Here is a 17892-nt window from a genome sequence, read left to right on the forward strand (position 1 = left end):
CGGCCAGGTAGACCGACAGCGTGTGGTGACCGGGCTGGCAGTAGCGCACCTCGTCGTCCACATTGGCCCAGACGGCCAGCTCCACCCCTTCGCTCAGGCGCACGCGCCGCTGCAGCCGGGCCTTGGAGCGTGACAGCACCTGGCACAGGTGGCTGGAGGGCAGCTCGGGCAGCGGCGTGGGCGTCATGGCAGCGATTGTGGTCCCGCAGCCATACCGACGCATGGCGCCAGGCCATCAAACCGCAGGAATCTGCCATGCCCGCCCAGCCTGCGGCGCCATCATCACCGGCCATGACTGCAACCCTCTATGCCCTGGTCGTGCTGATCTGGGGTTCGACCTGGATCGCCCTGAAACTGCAGCTGGGCGCCGTGCCCGTGGAGCTGTCCATTGCCTACCGCTTTGCGCTGGCCGCCGTGCTGATGTTCGCCTGGCTGGCGTGGTCGCGGCAGCTGCGCGTGCCTCGCGGCCCGGCGCTGCCGCGCGTGCTGGCGCAGGGCCTGTGCCTGTTCAGCTTCAACTTCGTGTGCTTCATGCATGCCAGCGAGACGCTGGCCAGCGGCCTGGCCGCCGTGGTGTTCTCCAGCGCCAATCTCTGGAACGCGCTGCTGGCGCGCATCATCCACGGCCGCCGGCTGGCGCCCCATGTGCTGGCCGGCAGCCTCTTCGGCCTTGCAGGCCTGGTGGCGCTGTTCTGGCCCGAGCTGCGCGCAGGCCGGCATGCCAGCCTGCCTGGCCTGGGCTGGGCGGTGCTGGGCACGCTGTGCTTTTCCTGCGGGAACATGCTGTCTGCCTCGCTGCAGTCCATGGGCTGGCGGCCCGCACAGACCAATGCCTGGGGCATGCTGGCCGGCACGCTGCTGCTGACCGGCTATGCGCTGGTGGCGGGCCTGCCCTGGCGCTTCGATGCCAGCTGGACCTATGTGGGCTCCTGGCTGTATCTGGCCATTCCAGGCTCGGTGATTGCGTTCACGGCCTACCTGACCCTGGTGGGTCGGCTGGGCCCGGAGAAGGCGGCCTATGCGACGGTGCTGTTCCCCATTGTTGCGCTCAGCATCTCGGCCCTGTTCGAGGGCTATGTGTGGACGCCGCTGGCCGTGGGCGGGCTGCTGCTGGTGATGTTCGGAAACCTGCTGGTGTTCCGCCCACCGCAATGGTTGCGGGGCGCCGCGCTCAAGGCCTGAAGGCCCGCCGCCTCACTGGCGCCAGCGCGCCAGCGCCTCTTCGTCGCTGACGCGCGCATCCACCCAGCGCGCGCCCTCGGGCGTTTGCTCCTTCTTCCAGAAAGGCGCCAGCGACTTGAGGTAGTCCATGATGTATTCGCAGGCCTGGAAGGCCATGCCCCGGTGCGATGCGGTGACGGCCACGAGCACGATCTGGTCCATGGGCTGCAGCGGACCGATGCGGTGGATGACGCGCGCGCCATGGATGCCGAAGCGCTGGACCGCCTCGTCGATGATGGCCTCGATGGATTTCTCGGTCATGCCCGGGTAGTGCTCCAGCTCCATGCTGGCCACGGCGGCGCCCTCGTTGCGGTCACGCACCGTGCCGATGAAGCTGCAGACCGCGCCCACGCGCGCGTCGCCGCCGCGCAGGGCGGCGAGTTCGGCCGATACGTCGAAATCCTCGGTCTGGATGGATACACGGGCTGCTTGCATGCCCGCATTGTCGCAGGCGGCGGCGCACCAGGGCGCACCAGGGACTGGCGAACGCGGTAGCATTGCCCTCCCCCGCCGCCGGCCTTTTGCTGCAGCGGGCCATGCATGGCCACACTCACGATCACCACCCCCGAATACACGCTCTACCCGTCGCCGCGCAACGAGCAGCGCGTGGTCTACGAGCATCAGCTGTTCGTGTCCCATCCCTACACCATCATCCATCTGCCCGACTACAACTTTCGCGGCAAGGCCACGCTGTTCGCAGCCCACCGCCTGGCCGACGGCAAGATGGGCCAGCTCGTGAGCTGCGAGCTGGCCGAGGACCTTGCACGCTTCGAGCGCCTGTTCGAACCCGATTGAGGCGCGCCATGGACGAGACCAGCCAGATACAGCCGCCGCCGAGCTTTGCCGCCCTGTATGCCGACCGGCACGGACGGCTCAAGGCATCGATTGCAGACGTGGTCGGGCGCTATGAACTGTGCGAGGACCTGGCCAGCCACCTGGTCGAGCAGGCGCAGACGCTCTATCACTCCGGCAACTCCTCGGAGCAGGGCGTGCTGCTGGGCATGCACGCGGGCCTGGCGGCCGAGGGCTCCATCGTCAGCCCTGGCGAGGCGCGCTGGATCGTGCAGCGCCTGGCCGAGCTGCTGGAGTGGCAGGCACCGCTGCTGCCCGATGCATCACCCCCTCCCGGCGCCGACGGCGCAGCCTGAAGGTCACCCACCACCCCTCACTCAGGCGCTCAGGCGCGCTACACTGCGCGCCATGCCTGCAATCTTTGCCTTCCCCACATGCCACGGTGATGCCGTGCGCCTGTGCCTGGGCAAAGCCTGCAAACCCCAGCTCGTCTGACCGGAGCTGAGGTTCCGTCCAGATGAGCGACGGAACCGGCCCGGCAGCCTCCATCTCCCTTTCCCGCATCCCTTCAGGCGCCTGCCTTTCCGCCCTCGGTCTGGCCGGTGGCTGCGTCCGGTCGTTCATTGTTTGAATCACCCGAAGGGATCTTCCATGTCTTTGCCTTCCACCACCTCGCCGCAAGCCCGATTCAAGGGGCTGTGGCTTCCGCTGGTCACGCCCTTTCTTCCTGGAGATGAGACGGCAGTGGACCACGAGGCTCTGCGCGCCCTGGTGCAGCACTACAACGCCACCGGCATCGCCGGCTACGTGGCCTGCGGCTCGACCGCCGAGGCCGCCGCGCTGAGCGAAGCGGAGCACGATGCCGCCCTGTCCACCATCCTCTCAGCGGCCCAGGGCATGCCCGTGGTCATGGGAGTTTCTGACTGCCACCTGGGGCATGCGCTGGCCCGTGTCCAGACACTGAACGCCCTGCCGCTGGCCGGCATTCTGGTGCCCGCGCCGCATTACATACGCCCGTCGCAGGCGGGGCTGCTGCAGTGGTTCACGACGATTGCCGAGCGCAGCGCCCATCCGGTCATCATCTACGACATTCCCTACCGCACCGGCGTGGTGCTGGAGCTGGCCACGCTGCGTGCGCTGGCCGCCCATGAGCGCATCGTGGCCATCAAGGATTGCGGGGGCGATGCCGCCAAGACCCAGGCACTGATCGCCGATGGGCAACTGCAGGTGCTGGCCGGCGAAGACGCGCAGATCTTTTCCACGCTGGCCCTGGGCGGTGCGGGAGCGATTGCTGCCAGCGCGCACGCGCATACACGGCACTTCGTCGAGTTGATGCAATGCCTGGAGCGCGGCGACCTGCCCGCTGCCCGTGCGCTGTGGCAGCCGCTGCAGCCGCACATCGCCGCCTGCTTTGCCGAGCCCAATCCCGCCCCCATCAAGGCCTTGCTGGCGCAGCAGGGCCGAATGCGGGCAACGCTGCGGGCGCCCATGCAGGCTGCATCGGCCGCGCTGGCGCAGCGGCTGGCCGGGATTCAGCTGCCGCTGCTGTCGTCTGCAGACGGTATTGCCGAACGCAGGTCGGCATAGCGGTTCAGGATGCGTTGCACCTGACCGTGCGTCCACTCGCCGCCCCGGGCAGCGGCAATGCCGCGCGCATTGAGTTCGGCGGCCATGGCACGGTGCGTCAGGCCGCGCGCCTGCAGTTCGGCGAACAGCGCCTCATGCTGCTGGGCGAAGGCATCGGCCGTGGATTTGCGCTTTTCCACGGTGGCGCGCAGGTTGTCTGCGCCTGCGCGGCCCAGTTGCACGCCGCGCGCCTTGGCCTCGGACAGGGCCTTGCGCGTGCGCGCGCTGATGGCCTGGTCCACGGGCTTGTCGGTGGTCATTTGGATCAACCTCCGGTCACGGGAGGGAAGAAAGCCACCTCGTCCCCCTGGCCAATGGCGGCACCGGCATCGCACAGGACCTGGTTCAGCGCCATGCGCACGGCCTTGCCAGGGGCCAGCGCTTCGGCGGCTGCACCGCCACGCGCAATCAGTTCCTCACGCAGCGCGCCCACGGTGGCGGCCTCGGTGGACAGGGTTTCGCTGCCCGTGCCCAGGGCTTCGCGGATGGAGGCGAAATAGCGCACGGTGATGGTGATGGCGATGGGGACGGCCTGGCTCATGACAGCAGCTCCGAAAAGGCGATGAAGCGCACCCGGTCGCCCGGCGCAATGGCCTGGCCCGGCGGGTTGTCCACCACGCCATCGCCCCAGGCCGCCGAGGTCAGCACGCCCGAACTCTGGTTGCGGAACAGATCCAGCCCGCCGCTGTCGTTGTAGCGCACGCGCAGGAATTCGCGGCGCTTGTCCCCGCGCGGCCAATGGAAGTCGGCGCGCACCTCGACCGAGCGCGGCAGCGCCTGCTGCACGCCCTGCAGGCGCAGCACGAAGGGGCGCACCAGCAAAAGGAAGGTGACGAAGCTGGAGACCGGGTTGCCGGGCAGGCCGATGAAGTGGGCAAAGCCTTCGCCCTCGCGGTTCACGCGGCCATATGCGAAGGGCTTGCCGGGCTTGACGGCGATCTGCCAGAGGTCGAGCTGGCCCAGCGCCTGCACGGCGGGCTTGACATGGTCCTCTTCGCCGACAGACACCCCGCCGCTGGTCAGGATCAGGTCATGCGCGCGGGCCGCTTCGCGCAAAGCATCCACAGTGGCTTCGCGCCGGTCGGGGACGATGCCGAAGTCGGTGACCTCGCAGCCCATGCGCTGCAGCAGGGCGCGAAGAAAGAATCGGTTGCTGTTGTAGATGCTGCCTGGCGGCATCTGCTCGGGCGCCACGGTGCCCGGCATGACCAGCTCGTCGCCTGTGGAGAACAGGGCCACGCGCGGCTTGCGTGCCACGCGCAAAGAGGCCAGGCCGATGCTGGCCGCCAGGCCCAGCTCGGCCGGCGACAGGCGCGTGCCGGCCGCGATGACGGTGGCGCCGCGCCGGATGTCTTCGCCAGAGCGGCGTATCCATTGCCCGGCCTCGGGCCGCGCCTTGATGCGCACGCGACCGTCTTCCAGGACTTCGCAGTCTTCCTGCATGACGATGGCATCGGCACCTTCGGGCACCGGAGCGCCCGTGAAGATGCGCGCCACCGTGCCCACGGCCAGCGGCTCGCCCACGGCGCCTGCGGGGATGCGCTGCGAGACGGGCAGCTCGGCATTGCCCTGCGTGCATTCGGCGCTGCGCACAGCGTAGCCGTCCATGGCGCTGTTGTCCTGGGGCGGCACTTGCAGCGGAGAGACGGCATCGGCCAGCAGCACACGGCCATCGGCATCGAAGCTGTCCACGGTGTCATCGCCGGCCAGCGGCAGTGCCTGGGCCAGCAATTCGGCCAGCGCTTCGTCAAGGGGCTTGAGCGGGGCTCGCATGGTGTTTTCCTAATTTCGAGGGAGGCCTGGGGCACGGTAGCGCAGTTGCTGCGCATGCTCCAGCAGCCATTGCAGTATCTGCCCTGGCGCATTGAGATCGAGCACGGGCTGGCGTGGCGGCTCTGGCAGGCGCTGCGGTGCGTCGGTCGCAATGGCCAGCACATGGGGGTCGTGCGGATACAGCGGCGCCTGGGTCTTGCCGGCGCTGGCGCGCTCGGGCTGATCGCGCCAGATCTCTATCTTGGGCAGGTCGGCGTGCTTGAAGCCTTCGACCAGCACCCAATCCACGCGCGGATCGAGTTCGGCCAGCATGTCGTGCACCGACAGCTCCGTGGGACGGGGGAATTCGCGCATCAGCGCCAGACGGCGATCCGAGGCCAGCACCACTTCATAGGCGCCGGCCTTGCGGTGGCGCCAGCTGTCCTTGCCCTCGTGATCGACATCGAAATGGTGGTGGGCATGCTTGACCACCGAAACGCTGAGCCCCTGCGCACGCATCAGCGTGATCAGGGGCTCCACCAGGCTGGTCTTGCCCGAGCCGGAGTAGCCGGCAAAGCCGATGACCTTCATCGCCATGCACTCCTGCTGCGGACCTTTGGGCAGCCCGGCTGCGGCATCAGTCGCAATGCCGGGCGATATAGGCCTTGACCTGCTCGGCGTCGGCCGGCAAGTCGGTCACGCGCTTGGGCAGGTCCTCGATGCCTTCGAACTTGGCCGGGCGATCGGGCAGGCGGCCCAGGGCCTCCTCGATGGTGGCGGCGAACTTGATGGGCAGTGCCGTCTCCAGCACGATCATGGGCACGCCGGCCTGCAGCTGCTCGCGCGCCACCTTGACGCCGTCGGCCGTGTGCGTGTCGATCATGGTGCCGAAGCGCTCGAAGGTATCGCGGATGGTGGCCAGGCGGTCGGCATGCGTGCTCTTGCCGCTGACGAAGCCGTAGCGGGCAGCAGCTTCCTGGAACAGCGGGTTGCCGCCCAGGTCGAAGCGGCCCTGGCGTGCCACGCCCTCGGCGAACAATTCGCGCGTGGCCTGGCCATCACGGCCCAGCAGGTCGAACACGAAGCGCTCGAAGTTGCTGGCCTTGGAGATGTCCATCGAGGGGCTCGACGTCTCGTAGGTATGTTCGCTGCCGCGCACCACGTAGGCGCCTGTGCGGAAGAACTCGTCGAGCACATCGTTCTCGTTGGTTGCCACCACCAGGCGCGCTATCGGCAGGCCCATCTGGCGCGCCACATGGCCGGCGCAGATGTTGCCGAAGTTGCCGCTGGGCACCGTGAAGCTGACCTTCTGGTCATTGCCCTGCGTGGCCTGCAGGTAACCGGCGAAGTAGTAGACGACCTGGGCCAGCAGGCGGGCCCAGTTGATCGAGTTGACCGTGCCGATCTTGTACTTCGCCTTGAAAGCGTGGTCGTTGGAGACGGCCTTGACGATGTCCTGGCAGTCGTCGAACACGCCCTCGATGGCGATGTTGTGGATGTTGGCATCCTGCAGGCTGAACATCTGGGCCTGCTGGAAGGGGCTCATGCGGCCGCGCGGGCTGGTCATGAACACGCGCACGCCCTTTTTGCCGCGCATGGCGTACTCGGCCGCGCTGCCGGTGTCACCGCTGGTGGCGCCCAGGATGTTCAGTTCCTCGCCACGGCGGCCCAGCTCGTACTCGAACAGGTTGCCCAGCAGCTGCATGGCCATGTCCTTGAAGGCCAGCGTGGGACCGTTGGACAGGGCTTCGAGCCACAGACCGTCTTCCAGCGGGCGCAGCGGCGTGATCTCGGCCGTGCCGAACACCTGCTGCGTATAGGTCTTGGCGCACAGGGCGCGCAGATCCTCGGCCGGGATGTCGTCGATGTACAGGCTCAGGATCTCGAAGGCCAGGGCAGCGTAGCCCTGCTCCTTGTAGATGCTGCGCAGCTCGCCCAGGCGGGCGGCATCGATCTGCGGATAGTGCTCGGGCAGGTACAGCCCACCATCGGGCGCCAGGCCCTCGAGCAGGATGTCGCAAAAGCGCTTGCGGTCCGCGTGGCCGCGCGTGGAAAGATAAAGCATGTCGCTTCCTCGTCAGTATTCTGTGAGACGGGGCGCGGCCGATGCCAGGGATGCCGAGCAAGGGCCGCCCCGCAGCGAGGGCGTCGTCCCCCTCCCGCGTGCGAGAGAGGGGGAAGCGGCGCAGCCGCTCAGGGGGTGTCTTAGTTCAACTCTTCCTTGCGGATGCGGTTGATAGGGGCCAGCACCGTGGGCAGTTGCTGGATCTGGGCCAGGGCCGTGTCCATATCGCCTTCGCGCGTGGCATGGGTCAGGATGATCAGGTCGGTCTGCGGCACGCCCTGGCTGCCTTCGCTGTCGCCGCTCACTTCGCCGGCCTCTCGCTGCAGCAGGGCGTCGATGCTGATGCCCATGCCCGCGAGGATGCTGGTGATCTTGGCCAGCACACCGGCTTCGTCGGCCACGCGGATGCGCAGGTAGTAGCTGGTGACCACCTCGCTCATGGGCAGCACGGGCAGCTCGCCACCTGCGGCGACCAGCGTATTCGACTGGAAGGCCAGCGGGGGCACGCGGTGCTCGGGATCGGCCGTGTGCAGGCGGGCGATGTCCACCAGGTCGGCGATCACGGCGCTGGCCGTGGGCTCGGAGCCCGCGCCCTTGCCGTAGTACAGCGTGGTGCCCACGGCATCGCCATGGACGACGACGGCGTTCATCGCGCCTTCCACGTTGGCGATCAGGCGCTTGGTCGGCACCAGGCTGGGGTGCACGCGCAGCTCGATGCCCTTGTCCGTGCGCTTGGTGATGCCCAGCAGCTTGATGCGGTAGCCCAGTTGCTCGGCGTACTTGATGTCGGCCGCAGACAGCTTGGTGATGCCTTCCACATGCGCCTTGTCGAACTGCACGGGAATGCCGAAGGCGATGGCGCTCATCAACGTGACCTTGTGGGCGGCGTCCACGCCTTCGATGTCGAAGGTCGGATCGGCTTCGGCGTAGCCCAGGCGCTGGGCTTCCTTGAGCACCACGTCGAAGTCCAGGCCCTTGTCGCGCATTTCGGACAGGATGAAGTTGGTCGTGCCGTTGATGATGCCGGCCACCCACTGGATCTGGTTGGCCGTCAGGCCTTCGCGCAGCGCCTTGATGATGGGGATGCCACCGGCCACGGCCGCTTCGTAGGCCACCATCACGCCCTTCTCGGCGGCGGCCTTGAAGATTTCGCTGCCATGCACGGCCAGCAGGGCCTTGTTGGCCGTGACCACATGCTTGCCGGCGGCAATGGCCTCCAGCACCAGGGCCTTGGCAATGCCGTAGCCGCCGATCAGCTCGATCACCACGTCGATCTCGGGGTTGGCGATGATCTCGCGCGCATCGCCGACCACCTTGGCCGTGTCGCCCACGACGGAGCGGGCGCGTTCCGTATCCAGGTCGGCCACCATGGCAATCTCAATACCGCGGCCCGCGCGGCGGCGGATCTCTTCCTGATTGCGCTGCAGCACGTTGAAGGTGCCGCTGCCCACGGTGCCAATGCCCAGAAGGCCTACTTGGATCGGTTTCATAAACTACTTGCCAGTCAAAAAACGCTGCGGCGCCCAGAGGGTGCGCGCCGGCAGCCGGTAAAAAGCAATGGCCGGCGGAAGGCCCTCTCCTCCACCGGCCCGCACAGCTCAGCCGCGGTCCGTGCCGTGGCGCTTGCGGTATTTCTCGAGGAACACTGCGAGACGGCGGATGGCCTCGCGCAGGTCGGTGTCGTGCGGCAGGAAGACGATGCGGAAATGGTCGGGGTGCGGCCAGTTGAAGCCTGTTCCCTGCACCAGCATGACCTTGGTCTCTTGCAGCACTTCCAGGAAGAACGCCTGGTCATCCTTGATCGGGTAGATCTCGGGGTCCAGGCGCGGGAACATGTACAGCGCGGCTTGCGGCTTGACGCAGCTCACGCCGGGGATTTCTGTGATCAGCTTGTGGGCCAGATCGCGCTGCACGCGCAGCCGGCCGCCCTCCTGCACCAGCTCGTCGATGCTCTGGTGGCCGCCCAGCGCCGTCTGCACGGCCCATTGGCCAGGCACATTGGCGCACAAGCGCATGTTGGAGAGCATGTTCAGGCCCTCGATATAGTCCCGGGCCGCCTTCTTGTCGCCCGAGACCACCATCCAGCCGGCGCGGTAGCCGCAGCTGCGATAGGCCTTGGACAGCGAGTTGAAGGTCAGCGTCAGCACATCGGTGGACAGGCTGGCGAGCGGCGTGTGCACCACGTCGTCGTACAGCACCTTGTCATAGACCTCGTCGGCAAAGATCACCAGGCCATGCTCGCGGGCCAGCGCCACGATGCTTTGCAGCAGCTGCTTGCTGTACAGGGCGCCCGTGGGGTTGTTGGGATTGATGACGACGATGCCCTTGGTGCGCGGCGTGATCTTGGCGCGGATATCTTCCAGGTCGGGCATCCAGCCGTTGGACTCGTCGCACATGTAGTGCACGGGCGTGCCGCCCGACAGGCTGGTGACGGCGGTCCACAGCGGATAGTCGGGCGCCGGCAGCAGCATCTCGTCGCCGTCGTCCAGCAGCGCGTTCGTGGCCAGGCTGATCAGCTCGGATGCGCCATTGCCCAGGTAGATATCGTCCAGTGTCACGCCCAGGATGCCCTGGCGCTGGGTCTCATGCATCACGGCCTTGCGCGCTGCGAAGATGCCCTTGCTGTCCGAGTAGCCTGCCGAATTGGGCAGGTTGCGGATCATGTCCTGCTGCACTTCCTCGGGGGCATCGAAGCCGAACACGGCCAGGTTGCCGATATTGAGCTTGATGATCTTCTGCCCGTCCTCTTCCATCTTCTTCGCCGCGTCCATGATGGGCCCGCGGATGTCATAACAGACGTTGGCTAGTTTTGCGGATTTGAGAACGGTTTTCATGCTGAGAATATGAAAGTGGCCGGCGCGGGCTTGCGGCCTTCATGCACGCCAAAGTGCCCCATGCACCCTGGTGAAACCTATAATTTGACCACAGTTCCGCAATGCAGCATCGCCCTGGCCCCGGCCATGTGGCGGCCACCCCCTTCGCGCAGACCGCGCCACCCTCATCCATGAAATTCCACGCCGACAAATCCGAAGCACAGAGCATCACGGGCTATGGCCCCGGCTGGGTCGCCGTGGACAGGGAAAAATTCGAGCACAGCCTGCTGGTAGGCGCCAAGGGCCTGCGCCAGGCCTGGGACTGCGTCCGCTTCGAGGACCTGACGCCCGAGCACTTCGAGGCGCTGTCCCAACTGGATGCCGAGGTCGTCATCCTGGGCAGCGGCCAGCGCAACCGCTTCCCGCCGGCGGCCTGGCTGCGCCCCCTCATGACCCGGCGCATAGGCCTGGAAAGCATGGACACGCAGGCCGCGTGTCGCACCTACAACATCCTTGCCAGCGAAGGCCGTAACGTCGTCGCAGCCCTACTCTTGGAGTAGACTCCTGCCCCCCTGATTGGGTGAAATTCCGTTTTCAGGGTAAAATTGCAGGTTGCGGTTGGGGGCATTTCCGATAAAAGCAAAAACACAAACACGGCCCTCGGCATTTCAACGACTACACCCGAGAGATATAAGCGCATGGCGATCGTTGTCAACAAACCCCTTCCCGAATTTGAAGCCAACGCTACCGGCGGGATCAAGGTGACCAACACCTCCCACACGGGCCAGATTCTGATCCTGTATTTCTACCCAAAGGACAATACGCCTGGCTGCACCACTGAAGCCATGCAGTTCCGCGACAAGTACAAGGACTTCGTGAAAGCTGGTGCCACCGTGTTTGGCGTCTCGCGCGACAACATGAAGTCGCACGACGACTTCAAGGAAAAGCTGGAACTGCCGTTCGAGCTCATCGCCGATACGGAAGAGAAGATGTGCCACATGTTCGGCGTGGTCAAGAACAAGATCATGTACGGCAAGAAGGTGAAGGGCATCGAGCGCTCCACTTTCCTGGTGGGCGCCGATGGCCTGCTGGTGCAGGAATGGCGCGGCCTGAAGGTCCCCGGCCACGTTGACGAGGTGCTCAAGGCTGTCAAGACCCTGAAGGCACTGAAGCAGGCCGCCTGATAGCGACAATCTGACAGGCGACAAAGCGCCGGCCGACATATTCAGGCCATCAGCCTATGCATAATGGGACGATGCCTCTTAGCAAAGACGCTTTTCCCTGTCACCCCACCAAAGCCGCCTCGGTTTCCAGGCGGCTTTGTGCTTTTTGATCCCTGTTGAGGAACGGTTCGTCCACTATGCCCCTGCCCCCCGCACCCGGCCGCCGTGCCGCCAAGCTCTCCCCCGAAGCCTTTCTTCCCGTGCGCGGTGCCCAGCACGCAGACCCCCTGCCCGCTGACGATCTTCCCGATGCAGCCGAGGCCGTAGCTGCCGCCGCGACGCGCAAGCGCAAGCCGGCCCCAGCCCCCGCCCCCAACAACACCGCCACAGCTGCAAAGCCCGCACCGGCGCGCGGCCGCAACACCAAGCCCGCAGCACCGGCACCGGCACCAGCTCCTGCGCCCGCGACTGCAGCCCCGGCCAATCGGCAGCGCCGCGCAACCGACAATTCCAACGCAACGGCAGCGCCGTCCAGCGCCCGCTCGGCCAAAAGGTCCTCCACAGAAGCCAAGCCGGCAGCATTGCTGGCAGCGCCGGTTCGCCCGCGCCGCACGCGCACAGGACCGAAGACGCTGTTCGTGCTCGACACCAACGTGCTGCTGCACGACCCGACCAGCCTGTTCCGCTTCGAGGAACACGACATCTTCCTGCCCATGGTGGTGCTGGAAGAACTCGACGGCCACAAGAAGGGCATGACCGAAGTGGCGCGCAACGGCCGCCAGGTCAGCCGCACGCTGGATTCGCTGGTCGCCTCCCAGCCCTCCGAAACGCTGGACAAGGGCCTGCCGCTGAATGCCACGGGCCAGCGCAGCGCCACGGGCATGCTGTATTTCCAGACGGAACCGCTGGAGACCTCGCTGCCCGACAGCCTGCCCCAGGGCAAGGCGGACAACCAGATCCTGGGCGTGGTCGCCGCGCTGCGCAAGAAGTTCAGCGAGCGCGAAGTCGTGCTGGTGTCCAAGGACATCAACATGCGCGTCAAGGCACGCGCGCTGGGCCTGGCGGCCGAGGACTACCAGAACGACAAGGTTCTGGACGACGGCGACCTGCTGTACGCAGGTGCCCTGGCCCTGCCCCAGGACTTCTGGGCCAAGGCGGGCAAGAACGTCGAAAGCTGGCAGGAAGGTGCCATCACCTACTACCGCATCAGCGGCGCCATCGTCGACCAGCTGATGATCAACCAGTTCGTCTACCACGAGGCACCGGGCGAGCCAAGCCTGTTCATGCGCGTGACCGAGATCCGCGACAAGACGGCCGTGCTCAAGACGCTCAAGGACTTCGGCAATCCCAAGTACGCCGTCTGGGGCGTCACGGCACGCAACCGCGAACAGAACTTCGCGATGAACCTGCTGATGAACCCGGACATCGACCTGGTCACGCTGACCGGCACGGCCGGCACGGGCAAGACCCTGCTGGCCCTGGCTGCCGGCCTGTCCCAGGTGCTGGACGACCGCCGCTACACCGAGATCATCATGACGCGCGCCACGGTGAGCGTGGGCGAGGACATCGGCTTCCTGCCCGGCACCGAGGAAGAGAAGATGGGTCCCTGGATGGGCGCACTCGACGACAACCTCGAATTCCTGGCCAAGGGCGATGGCGGCAATGCCGGCGAATGGGGCCGCGCGGCCACCAATGAGCTGATCCGCAGCCGCATCAAGATCAAGAGCATGAACTTCATGCGCGGCCGCACCTTCCTGAACAAGTACGTCATCATCGACGAGGCCCAGAACCTGACACCCAAGCAGATGAAGACCCTGATCACGCGCGCCGGCCCCGGCACCAAGATCATCTGCATGGGCAATCTGGCGCAGATCGATACACCCTACCTGACCGAAGGCTCCTCGGGCCTGACCTACGCCGTGGACCGCTTCAAGGGCTGGCCGCACAGCGGCCACATCACGCTGGCGCGCGGCGAGCGTTCGCGCCTGGCAGACTTCGCCAGCGAGGTGCTCTGAGCCATGGCGATCAGCTGGATCACCGCGTTGAAGCTGGTGCCCTGGGGCGATGTCATCGAGGCCACGCCCCAGGTCGTCAAAGCCGCCAAGAACCTGCTGCGCAAGAAGGACGCCGCGCAGGAGCTCGATGCACAGCAGCCTGCGGCCGTCGAGCCGCTGGCACCGCCGCGCTCGGCTGGCGAACAGGCGCTGCAGCTGATCCAGGCCCAGGACGCACGCATCGTGCAACTGGAACAATCCCAGCGCCAGTCGCTGGAGTTGATCGAAAAGCTGGCGGAGCAGAACGCCCAGATCGTGGCCACCGTGGGCGCGCTGCGCACGGGCGCCCAGCGGCTGGCCTGGGCATGCGCCATCCTTGGCGTCTGCGTGGCGGGCCTGCTGATCCAGGTCTGGCGCATGTAGATCGCCAACCACCCAAAGCAAACGGCCCCTCGGGGCCGTTTTTCATTGCGCGCACAAAGCCCGGGTATCCCGTTCAGTACTCGTCGCCGCCACCGTAGCCCACGGCCAGGTTCTCGAAGCGCGTCTGGTTCTTCTGGAAGAACACCTTCACCGTTCCCGTGGGACCGTTACGCTGCTTGCCGATGATGACTTCGGCAATGTTCGGCTCCTTGCTGTCTTTGTTGTAGTAGTCATCACGGTAGATGAACATGATGATGTCGGCATCCTGCTCGATGGCGCCCGATTCGCGCAGGTCGGACATCATGGGACGCTTGTCGGTGCGCTGCTCCACCGAGCGGTTGAGCTGGGACAGGGCAATCACCGGGCACTGCAGTTCCTTGGCCAGCATTTTCAGGCCCCGCGAAATCTCGCCCAGCTCGGTCGCACGGTTGTCGGAACTGGCAGCCGAGCCCGAGCCGCTCATCAGCTGCAAATAGTCCACCACGATCAGGCCCAGCTTGCCGCAGGTGCGCGCCAGGCGCCGCGCATTGGCGCGCAGCTCCGTGGGGGACAGGCCCGGTGTCTCATCGATGTGCAGGGATACCGTGCGCAGCCGCTCGATGGCTTCCGTCAGGCGCGGCCACTCGTCGTCGTTGAGCTTGCCCGTGCGCAGATTGCCCTGGTTGACGCGGCCGATGGAGCCGACGATACGAACCGCCAGCTGGGCCGCGCCCATTTCCATGGAGAAAATGGCGACCGGCAGGCCCTCGTTGAGCGCCACATGCTCGGCGATATTCACCGCAAACGAGGTCTTGCCCATCGAGGGACGGGCAGCCAGCACCACCAGGTCGCCAGCCTGCAGGCCGCTGGTCATGCGGTCCAGATCGACGAAACCCGTGGGCACGCCGGTCACGTCCATGGGGTTGTCGGCCATCTCCTGGACACGGTCCAGCAGGTCCACCACCAGCGTGTCGAGCGACTGGAAGCCCTGCTTGTTGCGCGCACCCTCCTCGCCGATGGCCAGGATCTTCTGCTCGGCCTCGTCCAGGATGCGATCGACCGTCTTGCCCTGAGGATTGAAGGCATTGGTAGCGATGTCGTCGCTGGCGGTCACCAGTTTGCGCAGGATGGAGCGCTCCCGCACGATCTCCGCATAGCGCCGGATGTTGGTGGCGCTGGGCACGTACTGCGCCAGCTGGTTCAGGTACAGCAGGCCGCCGATTTCCTCGGCCTTGCCCATGCTCTGCAAATGCTCGTAGACCGTGATCACATCGGCCGGCTTGCTGCCGTTGATCAGCTTGCCGATGGCCTCGTAGATCAGCTTGTGCTCATGGCGATAGAAATCACCATCCACCAGCAGATCACCAACACGCTCCCAGGCGTTGTTGTCCAGCAGCAGCCCCCCTAGCACGCTGGACTCGGACTCCATCGAATGCGGCGGCACGCGCAACTGGGCCACCTGCTGGTCGCCAGCAGGCAGCGGTGCGAACGCATCATCGAGATCGAGCGGGGGCATTACGGACGACATGGAATTCCTGGAGATGAGCCCGCCATCGTAGCGGCTGGCAAAAGGCCGCGCCACCCGGCGTCATCACCCTGGCACGGCAAAGCAAAAAGCCGCCCTAAGGCGGCTTTTTGGTGATACGGGACAAGCCCCGGATCAGGAGTGGTCGCCGTAGACCGACACCGTCACTTCGACGCTGACGTCGGTGTGCAGCGCCACGACCACGGTGGCGTCGCCCACGGTCTTGATGGGACCGTTGACCAGGCGAACTTGCGACTTGGCGACGGCAAAGCCGGCCTTGGTCAGTTCTTCGGCGATGTCGGCGTTGGTCACCGAGCCGAACAGGCGGCCGTCAACGCCAGCCTTCTGGGTCAGCTTGACGTTTACACCGTTGAGCTTTTCGCCCAGTTGCTGAGCAGCAGCCAGCTTTTCAGCCGCTTGCTTTTCCAGTTCGACGCGCTTGGCTTCGAACTCGGCCTTGGCGGAAGCCGTGGCACGACGGGCAGCGCCCGTGGGGATCAGGAAGTTGCGGGCGTAGCCGTCTTTGACCTTGACGATGTCGCCGAGGCCACCGAGGTTCACAACCTTGTCGAGCAGAATGACTTGCATGGTTGTATTCCTTAGATCTTGTGCTGGTCAGAATAAGGAACCAGAGCCAGGAAGCGGGCGCGCTTGATGGCCGTGTTCAGCTGACGCTGGTAGATGGCGCGCGTGCCGGTCAGGCGAGCGGGCACGATCTTGCCGTTTTCACCGATGAAGTCACGCAGGGTGTCCACATCCTTGTAGTCGATTTCTTCGACGCCGGCGACGGTGAAGCGGCAGAAGCGCTTGCGCTTGAACAGCAGCGACTGCGTGTTGCGCTTGGGGCGCTTGTCCTTGTTGAATTTCTTGAACGTGGCCATTTCTGGACCTCTTGAAAATTAGTTTTGTTGAATGTCCTGGATGTGGAAAACCAGCAATTTGCCGTTGCGGGGCGTTGCCAGGAAGCCTTGGAACTTCCACTGGCTGCCGAGCGCCTGGCGGGCGAGCTTTTCAGCCAGCGCGCCAAAGGCAACCGCCTTGACAGATGCCGTCACGCTGCGTTCGCTTCCTGCTTCCTTTTGCCGCGACGCGTGTTCGAGTCGCAGTTCAAGGGCGGGCAGCCCTGCCGGCGTGTAGCGCAGTGCTTGAAGCTCTGCGATGGCTGCCGTCAGTGCAACGTGGTTCTCCACTCCTTCAGGTTCTGAAAGGGCTGGGCTCAGGCCTGTTCGGTCTGGCTGGCCTTGCGGGCTTCTTCACGCTCGACGGTCTTCATCATCGAGGAAGGCGCAGTGTCGGCCTTCTTCTTCTGAACCGTCAGGTGACGCAGCACGGCATCGTTGAACTTGAAGGCATGCTCCAGCTCAGCCATCACAGCCTGGTCGGCTTCGATGTTCAGGCACAGGTAGTGGGCCTTGGCGAGCTTGTTGATCATGTAAGCCAGTTGGCGACGGCCCCAGTCTTCTTCGCGATGGACCTTGCCACCGCCAGCGGTGATCATGCCCTTGTAGCGTTCCAGCATGGCGGGAACCTGCTCGCTCTGATCCGGGTGGATCAACAAAACGATTTCGTAATGACGCATATCGACTCCTTTTGGGAAAACGCCGCCCACTGCGTCTTGTAGCGGTGCGGCAAGGCAAAGCATTGGATTCTAGCGCAGCCCTCTTCCATCTGTACACTCCGCACTGACCGAGACCCCGGATTCGTGTGGGGCTTTTGCCCCTTCGCCCGGCTTTTGCCCCCACCGTGTGCATCTGCAGTGCGCATGCACATGCACAAAGCCCTTGAAAATACACCGATCCGCTCACATCTCGATTCAAGATCGTGCAATCGCCAAGTCTGGCCTCCAGCGCGGCGATCTTTTTGTTTTGTAGCTGAAGTCTCCATCCATGTCCGAACAAAACTCCAACCCCTTGCAAGACGCAGCCCCGGAAGAAATCGAAGCCGCCATGGCGGCCAATGCAGCCGACGAGCTGCAGCGCCTGCAGACCGAGCTGGCCGAGCTCAAGGCCAAGAGCGCCGAGCTGGCCGACCAGTTCCTGCGCGCCAAGGCCGAGGCCGAGAATGTGCGCCGCCGCGCGGAAGACGAAGTCTCCAAGGCGCGCAAATTCGGCATCGAGAGCTTTGCCGAAAGCCTGCTGCCTGTCTGCGACAGCCTGGATGCCGCCCTGGCCATTCAACAGGCCACGCCGGAACAGCTGCGCGAAGGCGCCGACGCCACGCTGCGCCAGCTGACCTCGGCCCTTGAGCGCAACAAGGTCGTGACCATCAATCCGGCTGCCGGCGAGAAATTCGACCCCAACCTGCATCAGGCCATCAGCATGGTGCCTGCACAGCAGGAAGCCAACACCGTGGTGTCGGTCCTGCAAAAGGGCTACCTGATTGCCGACCGCATCCTGCGCCCGGCCCTCGTGACCGTGGCCCAGCCCCAGTAAGCGGGCACTCACGGCAGCGTTGACAAAAAAGAGGCAAAGCCCCTTGAAGCAGCGCCTGCCGGCCACAAGTTAGCAGTCATTCAAACATTTCACAGAACGCGGAGAGA

22 protein-coding genes and 1 pseudogene are annotated in these 17892 nt (G+C 65.3%); 9 read left to right on the forward strand and 14 right to left on the reverse strand.

Annotation, left to right across the window (positions count from 1 at the left end; translation table 11 throughout):
• A pseudogene (locus tag JHD82_RS22740) lies at positions 1–187 on the reverse strand (AraC family transcriptional regulator); the annotation flags it as partial.
• 104 nt (positions 188–291) lie between these two features.
• Between JHD82_RS22740 and JHD82_RS22745 the strand changes: the two are divergent.
• On the forward strand, positions 292–1182 hold the full coding sequence (locus JHD82_RS22745) for a DMT family transporter (protein ID WP_232533463.1): 891 nt from the start codon (positions 292–294) through the stop codon (positions 1180–1182).
• 12 nt (positions 1183–1194) lie between these two features.
• Here JHD82_RS22745 and JHD82_RS22750 read toward each other — a convergent pair whose 3' ends face one another.
• A complete protein-coding gene (locus JHD82_RS22750; protein WP_047469218.1) occupies positions 1195–1656 on the reverse strand; it encodes a molybdenum cofactor biosynthesis protein MoaE in 462 nt (153 codons plus the stop codon).
• A gap of 105 nt (positions 1657–1761) precedes the next feature.
• On the opposite strand from JHD82_RS22750, the gene JHD82_RS22755 reads away from it, so the two are divergent.
• From JHD82_RS22755 to dapA, 3 genes are all read left to right on the forward strand, one after another.
• Positions 1762–2016 carry a hypothetical protein gene (locus JHD82_RS22755; RefSeq protein ID WP_012207010.1) on the forward strand — a complete coding sequence of 85 codons (255 nt, stop codon included), beginning with the start codon at positions 1762–1764 and terminating at the stop codon, positions 2014–2016.
• An 8-nt stretch (positions 2017–2024) separates the two neighbouring features.
• Positions 2025–2369: a hypothetical protein gene (locus JHD82_RS22760; RefSeq protein ID WP_012207011.1), complete on the forward strand. Its 345-nt coding sequence runs from the start codon at positions 2025–2027 to the stop codon at positions 2367–2369.
• A gap of 295 nt (positions 2370–2664) precedes the next feature.
• The gene (dapA, locus tag JHD82_RS22765; RefSeq protein WP_199138930.1) at positions 2665–3600 is read left to right on the forward strand and encodes a 4-hydroxy-tetrahydrodipicolinate synthase; all 936 of its coding nucleotides are present in this window, start codon (positions 2665–2667) and stop codon (positions 3598–3600) included.
• Here the strand turns inward: dapA and JHD82_RS22770 are convergent.
• The 7 genes from JHD82_RS22770 to JHD82_RS22800 form a co-directional block, all read right to left on the reverse strand.
• Positions 3546–3899: a recombinase family protein gene (locus JHD82_RS22770; RefSeq protein ID WP_097201556.1), complete on the reverse strand. Its 354-nt coding sequence runs from the start codon at positions 3897–3899 to the stop codon at positions 3546–3548. The genes dapA and JHD82_RS22770 overlap by 55 nt on opposite strands.
• A gap of 5 nt (positions 3900–3904) precedes the next feature.
• Positions 3905–4180: a molybdopterin converting factor subunit 1 gene (gene moaD, locus JHD82_RS22775; RefSeq protein WP_199138932.1), complete on the reverse strand. Its 276-nt coding sequence runs from the start codon at positions 4178–4180 to the stop codon at positions 3905–3907.
• Positions 4177–5412, reverse strand: coding sequence for a gephyrin-like molybdotransferase Glp (glp, locus tag JHD82_RS22780; RefSeq protein WP_199138934.1), 1236 nt, complete (start codon positions 5410–5412; stop codon positions 4177–4179). Before glp ends, moaD begins: the two co-directional genes overlap by 4 nt.
• A 9-nt stretch (positions 5413–5421) precedes the next feature.
• Complete coding sequence (mobB, locus tag JHD82_RS22785; protein ID WP_034396637.1) at positions 5422–5982, reverse strand: molybdopterin-guanine dinucleotide biosynthesis protein B; 561 nt, start codon at positions 5980–5982, stop codon at positions 5422–5424.
• Positions 5983–6028: 46 nt separating this feature from the next.
• Positions 6029–7456, reverse strand: coding sequence for a threonine synthase (gene thrC, locus JHD82_RS22790; RefSeq protein WP_199138936.1), 1428 nt, complete (start codon positions 7454–7456; stop codon positions 6029–6031).
• 140 nt (positions 7457–7596) lie between these two features.
• Positions 7597–8946: a homoserine dehydrogenase gene (locus JHD82_RS22795; protein ID WP_012207018.1), complete on the reverse strand. Its 1350-nt coding sequence runs from the start codon at positions 8944–8946 to the stop codon at positions 7597–7599.
• A 108-nt stretch (positions 8947–9054) separates the two neighbouring features.
• Entirely contained in the window at positions 9055–10290 is a 1236-nt protein-coding gene (locus JHD82_RS22800) for a pyridoxal phosphate-dependent aminotransferase (RefSeq protein WP_012207019.1), read from the reverse strand.
• Between the two features lie 170 nt (positions 10291–10460).
• Here JHD82_RS22800 and JHD82_RS22805 point away from each other — a divergent pair, with 170 nt between their 5' ends.
• The 4 genes from JHD82_RS22805 to JHD82_RS22820 all read left to right on the forward strand — a co-directional run bounded on the left by JHD82_RS22805 (position 10461) and on the right by JHD82_RS22820 (position 13849).
• Positions 10461–10829, forward strand: a complete 369-nt coding sequence (locus JHD82_RS22805; protein ID WP_199138951.1) for an Mth938-like domain-containing protein — start codon at positions 10461–10463, stop codon at positions 10827–10829.
• Between the two features lie 138 nt (positions 10830–10967).
• Complete coding sequence (locus tag JHD82_RS22810; protein WP_012207021.1) at positions 10968–11453, forward strand: peroxiredoxin; 486 nt, start codon at positions 10968–10970, stop codon at positions 11451–11453.
• A gap of 176 nt (positions 11454–11629) precedes the next feature.
• Positions 11630–13447, forward strand: a complete 1818-nt coding sequence (locus tag JHD82_RS22815; RefSeq protein WP_199138938.1) for a PhoH family protein — start codon at positions 11630–11632, stop codon at positions 13445–13447.
• A 3-nt stretch (positions 13448–13450) separates the two neighbouring features.
• The gene (locus JHD82_RS22820) at positions 13451–13849 is read left to right on the forward strand and encodes a hypothetical protein (RefSeq protein ID WP_012207023.1); all 399 of its coding nucleotides are present in this window, start codon (positions 13451–13453) and stop codon (positions 13847–13849) included.
• A 73-nt stretch (positions 13850–13922) separates the two neighbouring features.
• On the opposite strand, the gene dnaB is transcribed toward JHD82_RS22820, so the two are convergent.
• The 5 genes from dnaB to rpsF all read right to left on the reverse strand — a co-directional run bounded on the left by dnaB (position 13923) and on the right by rpsF (position 16932).
• On the reverse strand, positions 13923–15356 hold the full coding sequence (gene dnaB / locus JHD82_RS22825; protein WP_012207024.1) for a replicative DNA helicase: 1434 nt from the start codon (positions 15354–15356) through the stop codon (positions 13923–13925).
• A 132-nt stretch (positions 15357–15488) separates the two neighbouring features.
• A complete protein-coding gene (rplI, locus tag JHD82_RS22830; protein ID WP_012207025.1) occupies positions 15489–15941 on the reverse strand; it encodes a 50S ribosomal protein L9 in 453 nt (150 codons plus the stop codon).
• An 11-nt stretch (positions 15942–15952) separates the two neighbouring features.
• A complete protein-coding gene (rpsR, locus tag JHD82_RS22835) occupies positions 15953–16234 on the reverse strand; it encodes a 30S ribosomal protein S18 (RefSeq protein WP_012207026.1) in 282 nt (93 codons plus the stop codon).
• Between the two features lie 18 nt (positions 16235–16252).
• A complete protein-coding gene (gene priB / locus JHD82_RS22840) occupies positions 16253–16543 on the reverse strand; it encodes a primosomal replication protein N (RefSeq protein ID WP_012207027.1) in 291 nt (96 codons plus the stop codon).
• A gap of 26 nt (positions 16544–16569) precedes the next feature.
• Positions 16570–16932, reverse strand: coding sequence for a 30S ribosomal protein S6 (gene rpsF / locus JHD82_RS22845; RefSeq protein WP_012207028.1), 363 nt, complete (start codon positions 16930–16932; stop codon positions 16570–16572).
• 307 nt (positions 16933–17239) lie between these two features.
• Between rpsF and grpE the strand changes: the two genes are divergently transcribed.
• Entirely contained in the window at positions 17240–17785 is a 546-nt protein-coding gene (grpE, locus tag JHD82_RS22850) for a nucleotide exchange factor GrpE (RefSeq protein WP_012207029.1), read from the forward strand.
• Positions 17786–17892 lie beyond the last annotated feature (107 nt).

Origin of the sequence: Delftia sp. ASV31, assembly GCF_016428765.1 — a bacterium.
GTDB classification, from domain to species: Bacteria; Pseudomonadota; Gammaproteobacteria; order Burkholderiales; family Burkholderiaceae_C; genus Comamonas; species Comamonas acidovorans.